The organism is Kribbella pittospori, assembly GCF_004331465.1.
GTDB lineage: Bacteria > Actinomycetota > Actinomycetes > Propionibacteriales > Kribbellaceae > Kribbella > Kribbella pittospori.
In genome coordinates this window covers 374,036-392,250 of sequence record NZ_SJKB01000004.1, presented here as the reverse complement: position 1 = coordinate 392,250, position 18,215 = coordinate 374,036, and the positions used below count along the sequence as shown (strand labels likewise).

Below are 18,215 nucleotides of genomic sequence, written 5' to 3'. Positions count from 1 at the left end.
CGCTCAGCCGTAGACGATCCGTCGCAGCTGCCGCGTGGAGAGTTCGTGGGAGCGCACGGGCCAGTGCCGGAGCTCGGTCCCGAGCCGGGCGAAGATCTCGTCGTTGCGGGCGCCGTAGGTCTGCAACTCCCGATGCCGGCGCCGGACGTACTCCTCGGTGGTCTCGGTGAAATAGGCCAGTACGTCGGCCACGACGCGCCGCGCGTCGTCCGCCGACAGCCCGGTGGTCCGGCTGACCTGCTCGGCCAGCTCGTCCACGGGCCCCACCGCCGCCTCACTGATCACCCGTCAACCTTGCAGTGTTCCAGGGGTCCAAGCCAAGGTTTTGCCCGAAATCGGGCAAATATGGCTTCCTGGTCAGTCTCCAGCGACCTGTTCCAGGATCTTGCTGGCGCGTGCCCCGCGGCGTAGGACTGGCACTGTACCGGGACGACTCTCGGGGCTGGGGAATCGGCCGTCCCGTCGATAGCCCATCGACCAGGGAAGGTCCCCCATGTCCCGCTCCCGTGTTCTGGCCGCGATCGCGGCCCTCGCACTCGTCACCGCCGGCGGTTCGACCGCGACGGCCGGTCAGGTGACCACGACACCGCTCCGTGGCGGCTCGATCGCCCTGTCCGGAGCCGATGCCCGCGCCTTCGCCGTACCGCCCGGAATGGTCCGGCTCTGGACCGCCCAGCGGGCCGACGGCGGCACCCAGACCCGGTACCAGCAGATGGTCGGGACCGCGTCGGTCGTCGGCGGTCAGTTGACCGTGCTCACCGACAAATCCGGCCGGACCAGCGCCGTGATCGGCACGTACTTCCCCGGCCTGAAGGCGAAGAACAGCGCGTCGGTGTCCGCCGCAAGTGCCCGTGGAGCCGCGGCCAAGCGCGTCGGCGCCGCCGGGAAGTGGTCGTCCGCACTGCGCATCGATCCCAAGGACGGACGGCTCTTCCACCAGGTCGTCAGCCAGCGGACGGGTCAGCGCTGGGTGCAATGGGTCGACGCCAGTACCGGCACGGTCAAGAAGCAGTACGACGCGGTCGCGCACGGCGACGGGATCGGGGTGAAGGGCGATACGAAGCAGATCGACACCCGCCGGATCGGCGGCACCTTCTTCCTGCGCTCCGTCGACGGCCGGCAGGAGACGTACGACGCGGGTAACAAGCAGGTGCAGCCCGGCACGATCATGACCGACGCCGACGACCACTGGAACTTCAACAAGCCCAAGCTGCTCTCGCCGAGCCAGGCGCCCGGTGTGGACGCGCACTACTACGCGAACGTCACCGACGACTTCTACTCCGGTGTCTTCGGCCGCGACAGCCTGGACGACAACGGCATGCCGATCATCTCGACCGTGCACTACGCGAACCGGTACTGCAACGCGTTCTGGAACGGCGAGCAGATGGCGTACGGCGACGGTGACGGCACGACCTGCATCTCGCTGTCCGGCGGCCTGGACGTGGTCGGGCACGAGCTCACCCACGGCGTCACCCAGTTCACCTCGAACCTGATCTACGAGAACGAGTCCGGTGCGCTGAACGAGTCCTTCAGCGACATGATGGGCAACACGATCGAGTTCTACGCCGCGCAGCGCGGCCTCGACCCCGCGGGCTCACCCGACTGGCTGATCGCCGAGGACGTGTTCCTCGCGCCCGACGTGGCCCCCGGGTTCCGGAACATGTCCGACCCGCGCGAGGACGACGACCCCGATCACTACAGCGAACTGCTCGTCGGTGCGACCGACAACGGGTTCGTGCACAGCAACAGCGGGATCTCGAACCACGCCTACTACCTCGCCGTCAACGGCGGCAAGAACGCCGGCTGCGACGCGGTCGGGTCGAACGGCCACACGCACACCGCCGACTGCAACGTCACGGTGCCGGCGATCGGGCTGAACGCCGCCGGGACGGTGTTCTACAACGGGTTCACCAGCCTGCCGGAGTTTGCGAACTTCTGCGACGCCCGCAACGCCACGTTGGCGGTCGCGGGTCCGAACACGGCGGCGATCAACGCCGCGTGGGCAGCCGTCGGCGTTCATGGCGGCTGCACGCCGGGAACACCGCCGCCTCCGCCGTGCGTGAGCGACCCGGACGCCACCATCCCGTTCGGAACGCCGCATCCGTACGGCAACAACGGGAACTGCACGTGGGTCTACGACAACGGATCCGGCGGATTCGCGTTCCACTTCAGCCTGCTCGACACCGAGAAGAACTTCGACTTCGTGACCGTGTCGGATGCGAGCGGGAACGTGCTGGCGACGTACACGGGCACCTCCCGTCGCGGCGCCACCTCGCCGTGTATCAGTACGCCGACCGGCACCGTCCACTTCACCAGTGACGGCGCGGTGACGGCTCAAGGCTTCACAGTCGACGCTGTCGTTGCCTGCTGAGGTCAGCGGAACCTGTCGAGCCAGGGGACCCCGACCGCGAACAACGGGTCGGGGTCCAGGCGGTACACGCGCTCGCGGCCGCGCAGGGTGACGTGGACGAGTCCGGCTTGCTCCAGGACCCCCAGGTGGCGGGTGATTGTCGGCCAGGAGTGGTCGAAGCGGCCTGCGATCTCGCCCGAGGTCATCTCGCCGCCGCGCAGGTGCAGGACCAGCAGGATGGTACGGCGGGAGTGGTGCGCGAGGGCGGTGAACACCCGGTCGAGGTCGTCGAGGTCCCGCCCGCCGCGGGAGCCGGCGGTCAAGCCGGCAGATCCTGGGGGAGGTAGTGCGGGAAGTCCCACTTCGGCTGGCCATCCCGCTCCTCGAGCAGCGGGTCCATCCGCTCCCAGAGCGTGAGTACGTCGGGGTGCTCGTGCGCCCTTGCGAATCCGCCGTCCACCCAGGTGAAGATCTCGACGTACGTCGGCTCGTCCACCGACCGGAACACCGTCGCGCGGTCCTCTGTCACAAACCCGAGCCCGCGCAGCGTCGCCCAATGCCCGCCGAGCACCTCCCGGAACTCGTGCTCGGCATCCCTCCGCACCCGATAGGTGCAGATCACCGTTTCCTTAGCCATATTGCTAAGTAACTGCCTGCTGTGAACGCCTGTCAACACCTCGATGGGTTCAGAACAGGCGGAGTATGTCGGATTCCATGCCTCGGAGGGCGTCGTAGTCGACGGTGAGGCATTCGAGGCCGCGGTCGGTGGCGAGGACCTTGGCCTGGGGCTTGATCAGTTGGGCGGCGAAGATGCCGCGGACCGGGGCCAGCATCGGGTCGCGGTTGAGGAGTTCGACGTACCGGGTGAGTTGCTCGACGCCGTCGATCTCGCCGCGGCGCTTGATCTCGACGGCCACGTGCTTGCCGTCGGCATCGCGGCAGAGCAGGTCGACCGGGCCGATCGCGGTCGGGTACTCGCGCCGTACCAGGGTCCAGCCTTCGCCGAACGTGTGCACGTGCTCGGCCAGCAGTTCCTGCAGGTGTGCCTCGACGCCGTCCTTGATCAGACCGGGATCTTTGCCGAGCTCGTAGGCGGTGTCGCTGTGCACCTCCTCGATGGTGATCCGCAGCTCCTCACCCGCCTTGTTGGTGACGCTCCACACGTCGCCGTCCTCGGTCAGCTTGCACGGCGGAGACATCCAGTTGAGCGGCTTGTACGACCCGCCGTCGGCATGAATCAGCACCGACCCGTCCGCCTTCACCATCAGCAACCGCGGCGCCATCGGCAGATGAGCCGTCAACCGACCGGAGTAATCCACAGAACACGTAGCAATCACCAAGCGCACGAGAAAGAACCGTAGTCCACAACCCGGCGGGAACCCATGTTGCCTGGCCGGTCGGAGTGGGAGGGTGGTGGACATGATGCCGAAGGTGAGCGAAGAGGCGATCGCGGAGTACGACGCGGTCGCGGCCGGGCTGGAGTCGGCCGGCGTGGTGCGGGGAAGCATGTTCGGCATGCCCTGTCTCAAGACCGGTAAGAAGGTGCTCGCCGGGATGTTCGGTGACGCCATGACGTTCAAGCTCCCGCCGGAGCCGCGGGAGAAGGCCCTCGCGCTGCCGGGCGTCGAGGCGTTCGACCCGGGTATGGGCCGGCCGATGAAGGAGTGGGTGGTGATCCCGCTGACACAGTCCGCGGTCTGGCCGGACTACGCCGCCGAGGCTTTGGAGTATGTCGCCGGATGAATCTCATGTGCCCCGCGAGGATCCTGCTGCTGCCTGGGGATGTGCAGGATCCGGTGGTCGGGGACAGGATCGCCCAGGTGTACGCCGGCCCGTTCGAAGTGGCAGCCGGCACCCGGTTGGCCGACCACCTCGGCGTCCGGCTGACCGTCGTACCCGAGCTCGCGCAGCGTCCCGACGAGGAGCTCCAGGCGATCGCGGACCTGCACCGCGGTGAGACCGTGGTCGTGCTCGGCGCCGATCTCGGCCTCAAGCTCCCGGCGATCGTCGAGCACTCCGGCGACGGGTGGACCCGGGTGCCGACGGACAACGAGGTGACGTTGGCGACGTACGAGCAGGCCTCCGAGAAGTTCCGGGAATCGATCCCCAAGGAGCCCAACGAGCTGCTCATCGATCTGCTCGCCGAGGGAGTCGCGCCCGGCGCCAACGTGCTCGAGCTCGGCAGTGGGACCGGCCGCGACGCGCTGGAGTTGGAGCGCCGCGGCTTCGTCGTACGGCGTACCGACGCGACCCAGGCCTTCCTCGACATGATGCGCGCCGACGGGTACGACGCCGATCGGCTGAACGCGATCACCGACGACTTCGGCGGCCCGTACGACGCTGTGTTCTCCGACGCGGTCTTCCTGCACTTCGACCGCGCCCAGTTGGCCGGAGTGCTCCGGAAGGCGTTGCGGGCCGCGCCGGTTCTTGCTTTCGCGACCCGGGAGGGCAAGGGCGAGGAGTGGTCCAACCGGAACCTCGACCTGCCCCGGCATTTCGTGATGTGGCAGGAGGAACCGTTGCGCGAACTGCTCGCCGCGACCGGCTGGAACGTCGAGCAGGTCAGACGCAGTGAGTCGCGGATCGGCTTCTGGTTCAGCGTCCTGGCGACCCGCGCATGATCCGCGCGGGGATCGTCCTGCTCTCCCGGCACGGAGTGGCCGCGATCGAGCGGGTGCGCGACGGACGGACATACCACGTCCTGCCCGGCGGCCAGGTCGAGGAGGGCGAGAGCCTGGCGGAGGCGGCCCGGCGCGAGACCCACGAGGAACTGGGTGTGCTGGTGAAGATCCGCGGGCTGGTCGCCGTGGTGAACTTCGGCACGAGCACTCAGCATTACTTCCTGGCGGAGTCGATCGGTGGCGAGTTCGGGGCCGGTGAAGGGCCGGAGATGGGAAGTACTGCGGAGTCGGAGGCTGGGAGCTATCGGGCGGTGTGGCTGCCGGTCGGGGACCTGCTTGGGCACGAGCTCAAGCCGAAACCGGTCGCGTCCATGCTCGACAGCGCCCCGGATCCGGCCTGGCTGCTGGATGGATGGCTCGAGTCGCCCGTGGTGTTCGACGAGGTGTGAGGTTGGCCTCCCGGGTGACTCAGCTCATGGGCGGACCAGTAGTGGGACTGGCATAGTTCGGGCCATGGCTCGGGAACTGAAGACGGTGGGTGTGGTCGGTCTGGGCACGATGGGTGCCGGGATCGCCGAGGTGTTCGCGCGCAACGGCCTGACCGTGGTCGGCGTCGAGCGTGACGACGAGGCGGCCGAGCGCGGCCGCGGGCACATCCAGCACTCCACCGACCGGGCGGTGAAGCGCGGCAAGCTGTCGGTCGAGGACCAGCAGGCGCTGTTCGACCGGGTCACCTTCGCCACCTCGATCGAGGCGCTCGCGGACTGCGACCTGGTGATCGAGGCCGTGATCGAGCGGCTCGAGCTCAAGCGCGAGATCTTCTCGGCGCTGGACAAGGTCGTCCGCGAGGACGCCATCCTGGCCACCAACACCTCGTCCCTGTCGGTCACCGAGATCTCCGTCGCCACCCAGCGCCCGCGCCGCGTCGTCGGCATGCACTTCTTCAACCCGGCACCGGTGCAGGAGTTCGTCGAGGTGATCCGGACCGTGGTCACCGAGCCGGACGTGGTCGAGGACGTGCTCGCGCTGGCCCGCCGGCTCGACAAGGTCCCGGTGGTGGCGGCCGACCGGGCCGGCTTCATCGCGAACGCCCTGCTGTTCGGCTACCTGAACCACGCTGTCTCGATGGTGGAGTCGCGCTACGCGACCCGCGAGGACGTGGACGCGGCCATGCGGCTCGGCTGCGGCTACCCGATGGGTCCGCTCGCGCTGCTCGATCTGATCGGCCTCGACACGGCGTACGAGATCCTCGACACGATGTACAAGCAGGGCCGCAACCGGCTGCACGCGCCGGCCCCGATCCTCAAGCAGATGGTCACCGCCGGACTTCTCGGCCGCAAGACCGGCCGCGGCTTCTACACCTACGAGGCGCCGGATTCGCCGGTCGTGGTCGACGACGAGCACACGCCGGCGTCGGACGGCGCGGAGATCGCCGTACGCCCGGTCAAGCAGGTCGGCGTGGTCGGCTCCGGGACGATGGCCGTCGGAATCATCGAGGTCTGCGCCAAGTCCGGGTACGACGTCCTGTACGTCGCCCGCGGTACCGAGAAGGTGGACCGGGTCCGGGCCGGCCTCGAACGCTCGCTGGAGAAGGGCGTTCAGCGCGGCAAGCTGTCGTCGGAGGAGCGGGACGCGACGCTGCGCCGGATCACCGGGACGGCCAAGCTCGACGACCTCGCGAGCGTCGACCTGGTGGTCGAGGCCGTGGTCGAGGAGCTGAGCGTCAAGCAGGCGCTGTTCGAGACCTTCGACGAGATCTGCAAGCCGGGTGCGATCCTGGCGACGACCACCTCGAGTCTGCCGGTGATCGACCTGGCGATGGCGACCAAGCGGCCGGCCGACGTGGTCGGGCTGCACTTCTTCAACCCCGCGCCGGTGATGAAGCTGGTCGAGGTCGTGAGCACGGTCAGCACGTCGCCCGATGTGGCCGACACGGTCGCGGCGCTGGCGGTTGCTGCTGGCAAGCACCCGGTCCGGTGCGGCGACCGGGCCGGCTTCATCGTGAACGCGCTGCTGTTCCCGTACCTGAACGACGCGGTCCGGATGCTCGAGGCGCACTACGCCGGGGTCGACGACATCGACGCCGCGATGAAGCTCGGCTGCCGGCTCCCGATGGGTCCGTTCGAGCTGCTCGACGTGGTCGGCCTGGATGTCTCGCTGGCCATCCAGCGGACCCTCTACCTCGAGTTCCGAGAGCCCGGTTTCGCACCGGCGCCGCTGCTCGAGCACCTCGTCACCGCCGGCTACCTGGGCCGCAAGACCGGCCGCGGATTCCGCGACTACAGCAACTAACTGCACAGTCACGCCCCGCTGATCTACGCTGCTGCGCATGAGATCTCGTGCAGTGGCGGCGGTGGGGGTGGCGCTGGTCCTCGGGCTCGGCGCGTGTGCTCCGGAGGATGAGTCCAGCAGTACGTCGACGCCGTAAGGCGCCGACGCCTGCGCGAAGGACAAGCTGGCGGTGAAGACGGCCGGGACGCTGGCGGTCGGTACCGACAAGCCGGCGTACGAACCGTGGTTCTCGAACGACGACCCGGCCAACGGCAAGGGGTACGAGTCGGCCGTCACGTACGCGGTGGCGAAGAAGCTCGGCTTCGAGACCGCCGAGGTGAAGTGGCAGACGGTGCCGTTCAACTCGGCGTTCGCGCCCGGGCCGAAGAAGTTCGACTTCGACGTGAACCAGGTGTCGATCTCCGAGGACCGGCGCAAGGCCGTGGACTTCTCGTCCGGGTACTACGACGTCCGGCAGGCTGTGATCACGACCGCTGGCAGCAAGATCGCGAACGCGAAGTCGGTCGCGGAGCTGGCCGACGCGAAGCTCGGCGCCCAGGTCGGTACGACGAGCTACACGACGGCCGAGGAACTGATCAAGCCGAAGCAGAAGATGGCGCCGTACGACACCAACGACCTGGCCGTCCAGGCCTTGAAGAACAAGCAGCTGGACGGGATCGTCGTGGACCTGCCGACCGGGTTCTACATGACCGCGGCGCAGCTCGACGACGGCAAGATCGTCGGTCAGCTGCCGGCGTCGTCAGGTCAGGTCGAGCAGTTCGGCTTCGTGCTGGAGAAGGGATCCGGGCTGACCGGGTGTCTGTCCCAGGCGGTCGACGCGCTGAAGACCGACGGGACGCTCGCCAATCTGCAGAAGGAATACCTCACCACGCAGGGCGCGCCGGAACTGTCGTGACGGACTGGCAGCCGTCCGCGCTGCAGCTGGAACGGATCGCGTACCGGCAGCGACGAGCGCGGCGCTCGACCCTGATCGCGGTGGTCAGCTCGGTGGTGCTGCTGGCGCTCGTTGCCATCGGCATCGGATCGACACCGGGCTGGCCGCGCGTCCGGGCAACGTTCTTCGATCCCCAGCGCGCCTGGGAGGCGTTGCCGGTCGTCGCCGAGGGGTTGTGGCTGAACATCCGGGTGATGCTGATCTGCGCGGTCCTGATCGTCGTGATCGGGATGGGGCTGGCGATCCTGCGGACTTTGCGCGGCCCGATCTTCTTCCCGCTCCGCGTGTTCGCCGCGGCGTACACGGACGTCTTCCGCGGGCTGCCGTTGCTGCTGGTGATCTTCCTGCTCGGCTTCGGCGTACCGGCTCTGCGGCTCCAAGGCGTGCCGAACGCTGCGGTCGTCTGGGGTGGGGCCGCGCTGGTGCTGACCTACTCGTCGTACGTCGCCGAGGTCTTCCGCGCCGGGATCGAGTCGGTGCATCCGTCGCAGCGCGCGGCCGCTCGTTCGCTCGGGTTGTCGTACCGCCAGACGCTGCGCTTCGTCGTACTGCCGCAGGCGGTCCGTCGGGTCATGCCGCCGCTGCTGAACGACTTCGTCAGCCTGCAGAAGGATTCCGGACTGATCGCCGTACTCGGCGTCATCGACGCGATCCGCGCGGCGCAACTGGAGACCGCGATCGACTTCAACTTCACGCCGTACGTCGTGGCCGGGCTGCTGTTCGTCGCCTTGACGATCCCGCTGACCCGGCTGACCGACTACGTCGCACGCCGCCAGGGCTGGTACGGCGGGGGAGGTGGACCGGTGTGAGCCTGCTGTCCTTGCGAGGAGTGCGGAAGGCGTACGGCGACAACGTGGTGCTCGACGACTTCGGCCTGGAGGTTTCGGAGGGCGAGTGCGTGGTGCTGATCGGCGCGTCCGGCTCCGGGAAGTCGACGCTGCTGCGGTGCATCAACCTGCTCGAGGTGGTCGACGACGGCGTGATCGAGCTGGCCGGCGCCGACATCACCGACCCGCGGGCCGACGCGGACAGGATCCGGTCCAGGATCGGGATCGTCTTCCAGTCGTACAACCTGTTCCCACATCTGTCTGTCCTCGACAACGCGACCCTGGCGCCGATCCGGGTGCATGGGGTTCCGCGCGACGAGGCGCGTCGGCGGGCGCTGGAGATGCTGGACCGGGTCGGCCTGCGCGACAAGGCGGACGCGCGGCCGGACGACCTGTCCGGAGGTCAGCAGCAGCGCGCCGCGATCGCCCGGGCGCTGGTCAACTCACCCACCCTGATGCTGCTCGACGAGATCACCTCGGCTCTCGATCCTGAGCTGGTCGGAGAGGTCCTCGATCTGCTCCGCGACCTGCGGTCGGAGGGGATGACGATGCTGATCTGCACCCATGAGATGGCCTTCGCCCGCGAGATCGCCGACCAGGTCTGCTTCCTGCACCACGGCCGCCTGCTCGAAAGCGGGCCACCCGCGGAGGTCCTGGACAACCCGAGCCAAACCCGCACCCAAGAATTCCTCCGCCGCATCCGGACCTAACGCAAGGTGAGTTGGGTTTCCGACTCGAGGTGGGACAGTTTGTCGGGGTTGCGGACGTAGTAGATGCCGGTGACGTGGGCGTCCTCGATCCGCAGGGCGACGACGCCGTCGAGCTTCCCGTCGAAGCGGAACAGCAGCGCCGGGTTGCCGTTGATCATGGTCGGCTCGGCGGTGAGCGTGCCGCCGACCTTCTGCACGCTGCCGACGAACATGCGGATCGCCTTCTCTGCACCGATGATCGGCCGCAGCGCGGTGAGTTTGAGGCCGCCGCCGTCGCTGACCAGCACCACGTCGGGCGCGAGTACGTCGAGCAGGGCCTGCAGGTCGCTGGCCTCGACCGCGCGCTGGAACGCCTCGAAGGCCGCCCGTCCTTCCTTCGGGGAGACGACCGTCCGGGGGCGGCGGGCGTCGACGTGCTGCCGGGCGCGGTGCGCGATCTGGCGGACGGCCGCCGCGTTCTTGTCGACGGCCGCCGCGATGTCGTCGTAGCTGACACCGAAGGCCTCCCGCAGGACGAAGACGGCCCGCTCGGTCGGAGTGAGCGTCTCGAGGACCAGCATCATCGCCATCGACACGCTCTCGGCCAGCTCGATGTCCTCGGCCGCGTCCGGCGCGGTGAGCAGCGGTTCGGGTAGCCAGGGACCGACGTACGCCTCCCGGCGCCGCTGCATCGTGCGCAGGCGGTTGAGCGACTGGCGGGTGGTGATCCGGATCAGGTAGGCGCGCTGATCGCGGACCTGATCCAGCTCGACCTTGCTCCACCGCAGCCAGGTCTCCTGCAGCACGTCCTCCGCGTCGACCGCCGATCCGAGGATCTCGTAGGCGACGGTGAACAGCAGGTTCCGGTGGGCGACGAAGGCGTCGGTCGCCGGGTCACTGGACTGGTCGCTCATCTCCGAACCTCTCGTCAGGCCGGCCGGCCTGCGTCCACGGGCGCGGCCTTGGCACGCACTACCTTCCGGCGTTGGCGATCCTTGAACCAGAGATCGAGTCTGCCGGGTCGGCGCGCCTCCTGCCGCAGCTGCCAGATGGTGCTCTTGCAGACGCCTTCCTTGAGCATCGCCATGGATCGGTTGCCCAGATAGAACACGCTGGTCGGGGTGTCGTCCCGCTTGGCGTACTGGACCACGCCGGCACGGCGTCCCAGGCTGATGCACTCGCCGAAGAACCCGACGTCAAGGCTGGCGGGCTCCTTGCCGGCGATCCGGCTCAGCACCGTCTCGGCAGCCTGCGGACCCAGCTGCATCGCGGACTGACAACTCATCCGCACCGGCAGGTCGGATGGCGCCCCCGAGTCCCCGGCCGCGATGATGCGTACGTCGTCCACGCTGGTCAGGGTCTCGTCGGTCAGCAGCCGTCCGAGGGAGTCCGTGCTCAGCCCGCTGCGGGTGGCCAGATCCGGCACGCTGAAACCCGCGGTCCAGATCGTCACGTCGCTGTGCAGTTCGCCGCCGTCGCTGAGCTGGACCGCGTCAGCCGTTACGCCCGTCACCGTCGCGCCGTCGCCTTCGAGCACGGTCACGCCGAGCTTGGCGAGCTTCCGGGCGACCGAGCGCCGGGCCCGCGGATGCAGGTACGGCCCGAGCACCTTTCCGCACACAAGGGTGACTGTACGGCCCTGCTCCGCCAGTTCGGATGCGGTTTCCAGGCCGGTCGGTCCAGCGCCCACGACCGTCAGCGCGGCCGATGCCGGCGCGGCGTCGACGACCGGCTGGAGCCGCCGTGCCTGTTCCAGGGTGGAGATCGGGTAGGCGTACTCCGCCGCGCCGCTCACGCTGGACTTCCCGCTGCCGCTGCCCACGGCGTAGACCAGGTAGTCGTAGTCGAGGGCGCCCCCGCTCGCCAGGATCACGCGGCGCCCGGCCGCGTCGATCTGGGTGACGCTGTCGACCACGAGTTCAACGCCGCCGGCCAGGACGCTCTGGTAGTCCACCAGCGCGTCGTCCGACCCGGCGACGAGCTGGTGCAGCCGGATCCGCTCGACAAAGGCCGGACGTGGGTTGACCAGGGTCACGTGGATGTCGTCACGTTGCGTCAGGCGGTTGGCAGCCATCACGCCGGCGTATCCGCCGCCGATCAGGATGACATCGGTTTTCTCGGTCATGGCCACTCCTTCGTCTCAGAGATGGCCTTAAAGACACCGCGCCCCCGGCGGATGTGACACCAGTGAGTCAGATCACTTACGGCTCGGCGTCCGCGTAGTCGCCGCAGGGACCGCCGCCGATGGCTTCGGGCAGGACCGCCGTACGCCGGTCCGGCCGGACGAGCGGGTTGTAGAAGGCGGCGATCTCCCTGCTGTCCTCCGGGATGTAGTGGAAGATCAGCGCGCGCCGGAAGCGGTCCGTGCTCGAGTTCGGGCGGGAGCCGTGGACGACGCTGCCGTGGAAGAACAGCACGTCACCGGCCTTCATCTTCGTCTGCACCTTCCGCAGACCGTCCGGGATCGGGACCTCCGCGTTGGTGAACGACTCCGCCAGGTCGGCCGGCTCGGGACAGACCAGCTCGGTCTTGTGCGAACCGGGGACCACCGCGAGCCCGCCGTTCTCCGCGTCCACGTCGTCGATCGCGATCCAGGCCGCCAGGCAGGTCTCCGGGTCGGCCCGCAGAAACGTGTTGTCCTGATGCAACGCCTGGCCGCGCGCACCTGGCGGCTTGAAGTAGAACATCGATTGAGCGCCCAGCGCGGGCCCGATGAGAGTGGTGACGACATCGAGGATCCGGCTGTCCAGCATCAGCTCCAGCGAGATCTTGCCGGCCTCGACCTCGGGCCGCCGGTGCGGATGCACGAACCGCGGATATCGCGCCAGTGGATCGTCGTCCGGTACGCCGTCGTCGATCGCGAGTGAGTGATCCGCGGCAACCTGCTCCATGAACACGATTCTGATCCGCTCGACCTCGGCGGTGGAGAGCACCTGCGGGACCTGGACGATCCCCTCGTCGCTATAGATCTCGGCCAGTACGTCGGTCATGCTTCCAGGATCGGCGGCGACGGGCGGCCGAGACGATAGCCTATCGAGTTGTGAACCTTCGAGATCCTGCTACTGGGGATTCGCCGACGCCGGTCGTCCGGCGGCTGCTCACCGGTGAGTTCGACGAGGATTCCGACTACGCGACCTACCGCCGGCGCGGCACGACCGACTGGCTGCTGGTGCACACCCTGGACGGCTGCGGACGCTTCGGCACCGTTGTTGCAGATCCGGGCAGCATCACCCTCGTCCGTCCACGCACGCTGCACGACTACGGCACTGTGGGGGAGCGGTGGCACTTCCTCTACGCCCACCTCAACCCGAAACCAGACTGGCTCCCGCTACTGGACTGGCCGGAAGTTGCCCCGGGCATCGTTCAGCTCCGCCCTGCCGGGCCGACCGCCGACCGGATCGCCGACCACCTGCGTGACGCGGTCCGGCACCAGAGCAGCGTCCTCCCACAGGCCGAGCAGCTGAGCGCCAACTCCCTCGAGGCCGCCCTGCTGTGGTGCGACACCCAGAACCCCAAGGCGGTGCAGATCGACGACCGCCTGCTGCGCGCCATCGAGCTGATCGACCAGGATCTGACCGCGAACCTCGACGTACCCCGGCTGGCTCGCGCGGCGAATCTCTCGGTGTCCCGCTTCGCGCACCTGTTCCGTGCGCAGCTCGGCGTCAGCCCACAGCAGTTCGTCGAACGCCGCCGCCTCGACGCGGCCTGCAACCTCCTCGAGCTGACCAGCCGCTCAGTCGCATCAGTGGCCGCCCAGGTCGGCTATCTCGACCCGCTGTACTTCTCCACCCGCTTCCGCCACCACACCGGCAGCAGCCCGACGACCTACCGTCAGCGCGACGACAGGTAGGTGAGGACTGCCATCACCCGGCGGTTGTCGTCCTCCGAGGGCGGGAGGTCGAGCTTGGAGAAGATGTTGTTGGTGTGTTTGCTGACTGCCTTCTCGGTGACGAAGAGGGCGCCGGCGATGGCGGCGTTCGAGCGGCCCTCCGCCATCAGGCCGAGCACCTCGGCCTCGCGTGGTGTCAGCCGGCCGATCGGTTCGTCGCGGGTGTTGCGGGCCAGCAGCTGACCGATCACATCCGGGTCCATCGCGGTCCCGCCGGCGGCCACCCGTCGTACCGAATCGAGGAACTCGGCCACGTTCGAGACCCGGTCCTTGAGCAGGTAGCCGACCGCGCCCCCGCCGCCGGTCAGCAGCTCCCGCGCGTACAGCTGCTCGACGTACTGCGAGAGCACCAGGATCGGCAGGCCGGGGACCTGGCGACGGGCCTCGATCGCGGCCTTCAGGCCCTCGTCGGTGAAGGTCGGTGGGAGTCGTACGTCGACAACGGCCACATCCGGCCGGTGCTCCACCAGGGCGGGCACCAGCCGGGGACCGTTGTCGACTGCCTCGACGACCTCGAAGTCGTGCGCCTCCAGCAGGCGGATCAGGCCGTCCCGGAGGAGGGCGTGGTCTTCAGCGATGAGGACTCGCAAGGCAGCTCCATGATCACGGTGGTCGGCCCGGCGCTCGGGCTCACCACGGTCAACGTACCGTCGAAGGCGGCCAGCCGCCGCTCGATACCGTACAGACCGCCTCCGGGCCGGATCACCGCACCTCCGACGCCGTCGTCACCGACGATCATGTGCAGCTTCTCCTCCTCGTGCGTGATCTGGATCCAGGCATTCGTCGCCGCCGAGTACTTCACCGCGTTCGCGAGGCATTCGGCCACCGCGAAGTACGCCGCCGACTCGACCGGCGCGGCCGGCCGGCCGGGGACGTCGAACGTGACATCCACCTTGAAGGGGCAGGACAGTGCGAGCGCCTTGACCGCACCTTCCAGGCCGCGGTCGGCCAGTACCGGCGGGTGGATCCCGCGGACCAGGTCGCGCAGCTCGGACAGCGCCGTACTGGCCGACTCCCGGGCCTCGGTGAGCAGCGCCGCCGCCTGGGCCGGGTCGCGGGCGACCATCTCCTCGGCCATGCCCAGGTTCATGCTGAGTGCAGCCAGGCGGGCCTGGGCGCCGTCGTGCAGGTCCCGCTCGATCCGGCGCAGCTCGGCCGCCTGGGTGTCGACGGTCTCGGCGCGGGACTCGGCCAGCTCGCGGACCCGCAGGGCCAGCTTCGCGCTCTCGGTCGGGCCGAGCAGGGAACGGGCCATGAAGGCGTTCGCCTTCAGCAGTCGCTCACCGGCGGCGTACCAGATCATGAAGGCGATCAGGGCGACCGGCGTGACCAGGAAGCTGGTCCAGAAGTTCACCGTGACCAGCCCGCCGAACGGCTCGGTGAAGACGCCCTCCGGGGTGACGCCGACCAGCAGCGGGTAGACCAGGTAGAACAGCGACGCCAGGAACAGAACGGCGCTGAGCAGACACAGAGTGAAGCCGATCACCGCGTTCACCAGCAGCCAGATGATGTCGCGCCAGGTGGCCGGATCGGTCAGCGTGGTCCGCAGCCACATCAGGATGCCGGGCATCGGGGGCTTCTTGTACGGGCGGGGAATGCGCTCACCGAGGAAGCCGGCCAGCATCGTGCGGTGGCAGTTCGCGAACCACCGCGCGGCCGGAACGAACGCGAGCAGCAGCGGGATCCCGACCCAGACCGCGATCAGCGGCACGGCCACCACGTTGAGCACGAACAACGCGATCCCGAGCTCGGCCAGGATCGACAGGGCCAGCGCGATCCACGGCTGGGCGAGCTTGGGGTACCGCATCGGCGGTGCCTGGGTGGCGATGGTGGTCATACACCCATCATGACTGAGCGTGTGGGCCCGCTCAGTGGTGTTAGGTCCACTTCCACGCTGGCGCTGCCTCCCCCGGGCATCCGGGTCGTAGCACTCGTGTGCTCGGCCGTTAGGGCGATGAGGCTTGATGACGTACGCTGGCCGCGGCTGTACGCCTAGGCCTCCCCCCGCTTCTGAGACGAGGACCTAATGGCTCAGCCAACCGCGTTATCTCCTGCTACCCGCGGCAGCGACTTCTCCCCGCTGCTCCGCGAGATCAAGTCGGCCGGCTTGCTCGAACGCCGTACTGCGGCGTACGCGATGGCGATCGGGATCAACGTGGTGCTGATGGGCCTGACCTGGGCGGGCGCGGCGGTTCTCGGCAGCACCTGGTGGGTGCTGCTGCTGGCGATTCCGCTCGGCATCCTGACCACCCGGGCGGCGTTCTTCGGGCACGACGCCGGGCACCAGCAGATCGCCGGATCGCGCAAGCTGCACGACTGGATCGGCCTGGTGCACGGCAACCTGCTGCTCGGGATGAGCTACGGCTGGTGGAACGACAAGCACAACCGGCACCACGCGAATCCCAACCACACCGACAAGGACCCCGATGTCGGCGAGGGCGTGCTGGTCTGGACCCTCGAGCAGGCCGAGGGCCGCACCGGCCTGCACGGCTGGCTGTCCCGCAACCAGGCGCTGATCTTCTTCCCGCTGCTGACCCTGGAGGGCTTCAACCTGAAGGTCTCCAGCATCCGCTTCCTGCTCGGCCGCCCGCGCCGCGAGGCCAGGCTCGAGCTCGGCCTGATGGCCGCGCACCTGGTGCTGTACTTCAGCGCGTTGTTCCTGATCATGTCGCCAGGCCAGGCGGTCCTGTTCGCACTGATCCACCACATGGTGTTCGGGCTGCACCTCGGCAGCGTGTTCGCGCCGAACCACAAGGGCATGGAGATGCCTGACGGCGACACCCAGTGGGGCCACCTGGAGAAGCAGGTACTGACGTCCCGCAACGTCAACGGCGGTCTGGTGATCGACTGGATGATGGGTGGACTGAACTACCAGATCGAGCACCACCTGTTCCCGAGCATGCCGCGCGCCAACCTCCGCTTCGCCCAGCCGATCGTGCAGGAGTACTGCGGACGGATCGGGATGCCGTACGTGAGCACCGGCCTGATCGATTCGTATCGGATGGGGTTGCGCCATCTGCACGAAGTGGGCCGCGAACTCCGCGAACAGCACGCCTGAACCGCGGGATTTCCCTGTCCTGCAAGAAAATCCGTCACGAGGGGGAGCGACCCAGTCGCAGATCGGTTACGGTCTCTGGTCTCGGGGCCGCCCACCTTGTGAGGAGACCTTGTATGACCGAATCGTCCGGTTTGAGTCGTCGCGGCCTGCTCGGCGCCGTCGCCGGAGTCACCGCCGCCACGGCTCTTCCCGCCGCCCCCGCCTGGGCCGCGGACGACCAGCGACCCGGTGCGGTCAACCGCCCGACGCTGGACAAGTACGACCGTCAGATCGTGTCCGGTCTGTCCTCGGAGCGCGCACTGCGCCACCTGCAGGTGCTGTCCGAAGACATCGGCCCGCGGATCGGCGGGACCACGAGTGAGAAGCGCGCGGCCGACTACATCGCCGGCCAGCTCGACGACTTCGGCTACCGGACCCGGCTGGAGCCGTTCTCGGTCGCCGACAAGTTCACTGCCCAGATCTTCGACGTCCGGGGCATCCTCCCCGATGACCTGAGCTGGCAGGCCGGAGCCGCACCCGGCGGCAAGCTGGACGTCACGGCCGAAGGACCGGTCCGCGATGTCGGCGCGGCGACGGCTCCGGTCTGGCCGGCCGACGTTGCGGGGTCGATCGTGATCGCGGATGACACCGCGGCCGCGCGTCCGGCCTTCGTCGCAGAGGCGGCGGCGCGCGGAGCAGTGGGTGTGATCCTGCTGCCCGCCGACCAGGTGTTCCCGCGTCGCGCCTCGGCGTTCTCTCCGAGCGGTTTGACCGACGCGCCGATCCCGATGCTCGGGGTGGCTCAGGTGCAGAAGCGGCTGATCCGGGAAGCGCTCGCGGTGGTGAACTCGCTGCCGCTGCGGATCAGTACGACGTCCCATCGTGGCCTGGTGTCGAACAACGTGATCGGTGAACGCCGTGGCCGCGGCGGCGCGAACTCGCCGATCGTGATGGTCTGCGGTCACTACGACTCGGTGATCGGTGCGCCGGGAGCCAACGACGACGGCTCCGGGACCGTGCTCACGATGGAGCTGGCCAAGGTCTTCAGCCGGATCTCCACCAACGCGACACTGCGGTTCGCGCTGTGGGGGTCGGAGGAGCAAGGGTTGATCGGGTCGCGGTACCACGTTGCGCAGTTGGCGCAGGACCAGCGCGACCGGCATCTGGCGGTGTTCCAGAACGACATGGTTGCGACCAGCTGGGACCCGGCGATCACGTACTGGCTGCTGTCCTTCACCGGTCTCGCGAACGCCGCGACGGACTCGGTCCGAGCGGCCGGTCAGCGGCTCGGGTACGACCCACAGCTGGTCGGGCCGGTGCAGCGTGGTGCGTCCGATCACCAGTCGTTCCAGGAGGTCGGGATCGCGGCGGCCAACTTCTCCTGGCGTGGTGAGATCTCACCGGCGTTCCTCGAGCCGCCGTACCACTCGCCCGAGGACACCATCGCGAAGAACGTCAGCCTGGAGCGTCTCCAGGTCTCGATGGAGTTGATCGGCTGCGCGGCGTACGCCGTCGCCCGCGGCTGAGCCTGCCTGGGCCGGGGTGACGTGGCTCATACGGATAGCCTTGCAGGGCT

Annotated in this window: 20 protein-coding genes; 11 read left to right on the top strand and 9 right to left on the bottom strand. The window is 68.4% G+C overall.

Going from position 1 to position 18,215, the window contains the following annotated elements:
• Positions 1-3 precede the first annotated feature (3 nt).
• Positions 4-285 (bottom strand): hypothetical protein, encoded by a 282-nt coding sequence (locus tag E0H73_RS15465; RefSeq protein ID WP_238164024.1) that lies wholly within the window; start codon positions 283-285, stop codon positions 4-6.
• A 208-nt stretch (positions 286-493) separates the two neighbouring features.
• On the opposite strand from E0H73_RS15465, the gene E0H73_RS15460 reads away from it, so the two are divergent.
• Positions 494-2,371, top strand: coding sequence for a M4 family metallopeptidase (locus E0H73_RS15460; RefSeq protein WP_131355797.1), 1,878 nt, complete (start codon positions 494-496; stop codon positions 2,369-2,371).
• Positions 2,372-2,373: 2 nt separating this feature from the next.
• On the opposite strand, the gene E0H73_RS45855 is transcribed toward E0H73_RS15460, so the two are convergent.
• Genes E0H73_RS45855 through nucS form a run of 3 tightly spaced genes read right to left on the bottom strand, consistent with a single transcriptional unit; the run spans position 2,374 to position 3,696 of the window.
• Positions 2,374-2,673, bottom strand: coding sequence for an ArsR/SmtB family transcription factor (locus E0H73_RS45855; protein ID WP_165555684.1), 300 nt, complete (start codon positions 2,671-2,673; stop codon positions 2,374-2,376).
• On the bottom strand, positions 2,670-2,987 hold the full coding sequence (locus tag E0H73_RS45850; RefSeq protein ID WP_165555683.1) for a hypothetical protein: 318 nt from the start codon (positions 2,985-2,987) through the stop codon (positions 2,670-2,672). The genes E0H73_RS45855 and E0H73_RS45850 overlap by 4 nt, the downstream gene beginning before the upstream one ends.
• A 49-nt stretch (positions 2,988-3,036) precedes the next feature.
• On the bottom strand, positions 3,037-3,696 hold the full coding sequence (gene nucS, locus E0H73_RS15450; RefSeq protein WP_131355791.1) for an endonuclease NucS: 660 nt from the start codon (positions 3,694-3,696) through the stop codon (positions 3,037-3,039).
• Between the two features lie 73 nt (positions 3,697-3,769).
• On the opposite strand from nucS, the gene E0H73_RS15445 reads away from it, so the two are divergent.
• The 7 genes from E0H73_RS15445 (at position 3,770) to E0H73_RS15415 (ending at position 9,734) form a co-directional block, all read left to right on the top strand.
• A complete protein-coding gene (locus E0H73_RS15445; RefSeq protein ID WP_131355788.1) occupies positions 3,770-4,093 on the top strand; it encodes a hypothetical protein in 324 nt (107 codons plus the stop codon).
• Entirely contained in the window at positions 4,090-4,971 is an 882-nt protein-coding gene (locus E0H73_RS15440; protein WP_131355785.1) for a class I SAM-dependent methyltransferase, read from the top strand. The genes E0H73_RS15445 and E0H73_RS15440 overlap by 4 nt, the downstream gene beginning before the upstream one ends.
• The gene (locus E0H73_RS15435; protein ID WP_131355782.1) at positions 4,968-5,420 is read left to right on the top strand and encodes an NUDIX domain-containing protein; all 453 of its coding nucleotides are present in this window, start codon (positions 4,968-4,970) and stop codon (positions 5,418-5,420) included. Before E0H73_RS15440 ends, E0H73_RS15435 begins: the two co-directional genes overlap by 4 nt.
• A 64-nt stretch (positions 5,421-5,484) precedes the next feature.
• Positions 5,485-7,263, top strand: coding sequence for a 3-hydroxyacyl-CoA dehydrogenase family protein (locus E0H73_RS15430; RefSeq protein WP_131355779.1), 1,779 nt, complete (start codon positions 5,485-5,487; stop codon positions 7,261-7,263).
• Between the two features lie 169 nt (positions 7,264-7,432).
• Entirely contained in the window at positions 7,433-8,158 is a 726-nt protein-coding gene (locus tag E0H73_RS15425; RefSeq protein WP_238164023.1) for an ABC transporter substrate-binding protein, read from the top strand.
• Positions 8,155-9,006: an amino acid ABC transporter permease gene (locus E0H73_RS15420; protein WP_238164022.1), complete on the top strand. Its 852-nt coding sequence runs from the start codon at positions 8,155-8,157 to the stop codon at positions 9,004-9,006. Before E0H73_RS15425 ends, E0H73_RS15420 begins: the two co-directional genes overlap by 4 nt.
• Positions 9,003-9,734, top strand: a complete 732-nt coding sequence (locus E0H73_RS15415; RefSeq protein WP_131355776.1) for an amino acid ABC transporter ATP-binding protein — start codon at positions 9,003-9,005, stop codon at positions 9,732-9,734. The genes E0H73_RS15420 and E0H73_RS15415 overlap by 4 nt, the downstream gene beginning before the upstream one ends.
• Here E0H73_RS15415 and E0H73_RS15410 read toward each other — a convergent pair.
• From E0H73_RS15410 to E0H73_RS15400, 3 genes are all read right to left on the bottom strand, one after another.
• Positions 9,731-10,627: an RNA polymerase sigma-70 factor gene (locus tag E0H73_RS15410; RefSeq protein WP_131355773.1), complete on the bottom strand. Its 897-nt coding sequence runs from the start codon at positions 10,625-10,627 to the stop codon at positions 9,731-9,733. The two genes, E0H73_RS15415 and E0H73_RS15410, sit on opposite strands and share 4 nt — an antisense overlap.
• 14 nt (positions 10,628-10,641) lie before the next feature.
• Entirely contained in the window at positions 10,642-11,838 is a 1,197-nt protein-coding gene (locus tag E0H73_RS15405; protein ID WP_131355771.1) for an NAD(P)/FAD-dependent oxidoreductase, read from the bottom strand.
• A 76-nt stretch (positions 11,839-11,914) separates the two neighbouring features.
• On the bottom strand, positions 11,915-12,703 hold the full coding sequence (locus E0H73_RS15400) for a phytanoyl-CoA dioxygenase family protein (RefSeq protein ID WP_131355768.1): 789 nt from the start codon (positions 12,701-12,703) through the stop codon (positions 11,915-11,917).
• 50 nt (positions 12,704-12,753) lie between these two features.
• On the opposite strand from E0H73_RS15400, the gene E0H73_RS15395 reads away from it, so the two are divergent.
• Positions 12,754-13,563 carry a helix-turn-helix domain-containing protein gene (locus E0H73_RS15395; RefSeq protein ID WP_131355765.1) on the top strand — a complete coding sequence of 270 codons (810 nt, stop codon included), beginning with the start codon at positions 12,754-12,756 and terminating at the stop codon, positions 13,561-13,563.
• Here E0H73_RS15395 and E0H73_RS15390 read toward each other — a convergent pair.
• On the bottom strand, positions 13,545-14,192 hold the full coding sequence (locus tag E0H73_RS15390) for a response regulator (protein WP_131355762.1): 648 nt from the start codon (positions 14,190-14,192) through the stop codon (positions 13,545-13,547). The genes E0H73_RS15395 and E0H73_RS15390 overlap by 19 nt on opposite strands.
• The gene (locus E0H73_RS15385; RefSeq protein ID WP_131355760.1) at positions 14,144-15,439 is read right to left on the bottom strand and encodes a sensor histidine kinase; all 1,296 of its coding nucleotides are present in this window, start codon (positions 15,437-15,439) and stop codon (positions 14,144-14,146) included. Before E0H73_RS15385 ends, E0H73_RS15390 begins: the two co-directional genes overlap by 49 nt.
• A gap of 189 nt (positions 15,440-15,628) precedes the next feature.
• Here E0H73_RS15385 and E0H73_RS15380 point away from each other — a divergent pair, with 189 nt between their 5' ends.
• Positions 15,629-16,660 carry a fatty acid desaturase family protein gene (locus E0H73_RS15380; protein WP_131355757.1) on the top strand — a complete coding sequence of 344 codons (1,032 nt, stop codon included), beginning with the start codon at positions 15,629-15,631 and terminating at the stop codon, positions 16,658-16,660.
• A 113-nt stretch (positions 16,661-16,773) separates the two neighbouring features.
• The gene (locus tag E0H73_RS15375; protein ID WP_131355756.1) at positions 16,774-18,165 is read left to right on the top strand and encodes a M28 family peptidase; all 1,392 of its coding nucleotides are present in this window, start codon (positions 16,774-16,776) and stop codon (positions 18,163-18,165) included.
• Positions 18,166-18,215: the final 50 nt, after the last annotated feature.